At 57.2% G+C, this 2,472-nt stretch carries 5 protein-coding genes; all 5 read right to left on the bottom strand.

Features of this window, described 5'->3' with window-relative positions; translation table 11 throughout:
• Positions 1-96, bottom strand: a 96-nt coding sequence (locus AC0QUY_RS42420) for a transposase (protein WP_474417229.1), incomplete at its 3' end; no start/stop codon positions are given.
• A gap of 222 nt (positions 97-318) precedes the next feature.
• Positions 319-726, bottom strand: a complete 408-nt coding sequence (locus AC0QUY_RS42415; protein ID WP_474417223.1) for a DUF8189 domain-containing protein — start codon at positions 724-726, stop codon at positions 319-321.
• Between the two features lie 166 nt (positions 727-892).
• Positions 893-1,312 carry a hypothetical protein gene (locus AC0QUY_RS42410; RefSeq protein ID WP_474417224.1) on the bottom strand — a complete coding sequence of 140 codons (420 nt, stop codon included), beginning with the start codon at positions 1,310-1,312 and terminating at the stop codon, positions 893-895.
• Positions 1,303-1,683 (bottom strand): hypothetical protein, encoded by a 381-nt coding sequence (locus AC0QUY_RS42405; protein WP_474417226.1) that lies wholly within the window; start codon positions 1,681-1,683, stop codon positions 1,303-1,305. Before AC0QUY_RS42405 ends, AC0QUY_RS42410 begins: the two co-directional genes overlap by 10 nt.
• Before the next feature lie 385 nt (positions 1,684-2,068).
• Positions 2,069-2,344: a class I SAM-dependent methyltransferase gene (locus AC0QUY_RS42400; RefSeq protein WP_475391709.1), complete on the bottom strand. Its 276-nt coding sequence runs from the start codon at positions 2,342-2,344 to the stop codon at positions 2,069-2,071.
• Between the last annotated feature and the right edge of the window lie 128 nt (positions 2,345-2,472).

The following is a 2,472-nucleotide window of genomic DNA, read 5'->3' as shown; positions in this document are numbered from 1 at the left end:
GCCATGCTTGCGGCACAGATCGGCAACCGAAACCCCGGCCTCATGCTCCTTCAAAATCCCGATGATCTGCTCTTCCGAAAAGCGGCTGCGCTTCATGCTCTGGTCCTTGTTGTGGGCCAGAACGAACATCAAGCTGGATTAAGCCCGTGGGGCAAGGTCACCGCTTCTGATTGTTTCTCAGGCCCTTCCGCATTCTTCACGGACGACTCCAAAAGCCGGAATTAGCGCGCGACGTTGCGTGACGACGTAGTAGCATAATGATTGGTTAGTTAGGCGCCGGCCGCCTTGTGAGACGGCCGGTCTCTTGTGCAGTCCGTATCACGCCGCGAGTGGATCGCTCAGGAGAACGCCGCCCAGGGATGCCCAGCCTGACCACGGTCCGGAGTGCGGCTTGTCCGAGATGTGCCACAGCGCATTGTCGGTGCCACGGGCGAACACTTCGAGACGGCCATCGGAATTGTCGACCACGGCCGGATCGCTGGTAATAGCGCCGCCGAGCGAGGCCCAGCCGGACCACGGTCCGGCATGCGGCTCCTCCTGCCAGATGTGCCTCGAATGCTCCCTGACGCCGCGGACCTTCAGGGACGTCACCATGCGCGCCGCCCAGAGAGCCACGCTCTTCCGCACGAGATAAGTAACGCCCCATGCCGCGCATAGGCGCGCCTTTCGCGGGTCCTCGCCCTGCGCAGATGCTGGATCCTTGGCCCACACGGTATTGACCTGCACCTCGCGATCGGGGTGAAATTACGCCAGATAACGGACTCCACTATTTTAGGGCCCACACGCGTCGTCTTGGCTGCTTGCGCAAGTAGTCTCCTCTGAGCTACATTGAGCAGCGATGCTGCGACTGCATCGTCGTCGGCACTCGACGTATCGACGGCGCAAGCGAACGTCATTTTAGCAACACCTTCCGGTCTGCCTCGAGCGCTTCCTGAGGTGCATACGTGGTGATAAGCTTGGCAAAGAACGATTGTGGCTCCCAATCTTGCCCCTCGCGCTTCTCGAAAATGATGACTCCGTCGCGGGTGAAATAACTAGGCCCGGGAACATTGCAGTCGACCGAAAGCTCGACGCGCCACAGGTCGCCTTTCGCGGTTTGCTGCTCATCTATCTTCGGCGAGTAGTGCACTCCAACCGGCTCACCGATAGTGCAGCGGCCACGCCGCAGAAGATCGCCCAACTTACCCTGCGCCGAGGTTACGAAGTTGAAGTTAGCGGGATTATGCAGAAAGCGACGGTTCACGCCGCTTTCGTCGTTTGTCACTTCGTCAGCAATGAGCGAGAGTGCGAACGCCTGCCAGCCTAGTTCCATTGGCTTTGCATACGGCGCCACAATTTCATTGTGCCATCGGGCGCCACCTCCCAGGTGACCGTATATTCTTCGTTTGTTCTATCGGCCCGGTGTTTGGCCCACGAAAAGATCACTGGCTCGCCCGAGTCGGTCTTTCGACCAACCGCCCATCCCCTGGAGATGAAGTGTGCTACCTTTGAGACCTTGGTGAAGATTTGCTCCGCTGTCTCACCATCCTGCGCTCGCCAGGTTGATTTGACCTTGTCGATAAGGGCATTGTCATCCGTGCGGACGTCATCGCTCTTACCGGCCAGCCCGCCCGGCAAAATCAACCATACACTAAGGCCGATACAGAGACCGAGACAAAAGCAAAGCACGCGTCTATCGATCATTTTCCCACCCCGCGCAGCGGGCCCCTAATCCGCGCTGGATTGTATCCTGAGGAGATTCGCGACGCAGCTACTAGGATTGGTTGGCATCCGAACCAACTCCATTCGCACCCGGGGCTGCTGGCGATCCGATGCACGTGCCGACATTATTCTGCGGAGCGGTCTCAAGGAGGTCCGTGACCAATTGGTTAGTCCGTCTTGGGAAAGTACCACCGCGACTGCCGCTGGAGGAACATGCGTAATGTGTTTAATGCACTTGCCTGGCAAGTTTCCGCGTCTATGAAGGGTGCGCGGCAGCGATACATTCTGTCGGGCATGGTACCAACTGGCTACCAATTCTCATCCGACGGCTCGAAACGCTTCGTCTTATCATATCCCCAGTAGATCGTCACAACTGAGCCGTCGGTGCGTACGGGATTGCGGCGATATTGTGCAGGGTGACGGTGCTGATATTGCCGTCAACCAATGATGCCCTCCTCCGGCTAGGCTTGGCTTTCTGCGTGATCGGTGTGGTCATGACGTGGGCGCCCCCAGGGCGGAGCGTCCGAGTAATTTCCTTAATCGCCTTATCAGGATGGAATATATGTTCGAATACGTCCTGTGTGACCATCAAGTCAAAGCTACAGTCTTCAAACTTCTGCTCTTCTACATTTTCGTTCCTCATCCTGATCTTCCCCCGAAAAAATGGACAGGGTTAAGCTGCTTTTAGCTCCATCTCGATCGGGCTGATAAAGCCGATGGCGGAGTGACGACGAGTCCGATTGTAGAAGCCCTCGATATAGGCAAAGATAT

Source organism: Bradyrhizobium sp. WYCCWR15520, from assembly GCF_056174665.1.
The sequence above is the reverse complement of the archived record's forward strand: the minus strand, read 5'-3'. Positions and strand labels throughout refer to the sequence as shown.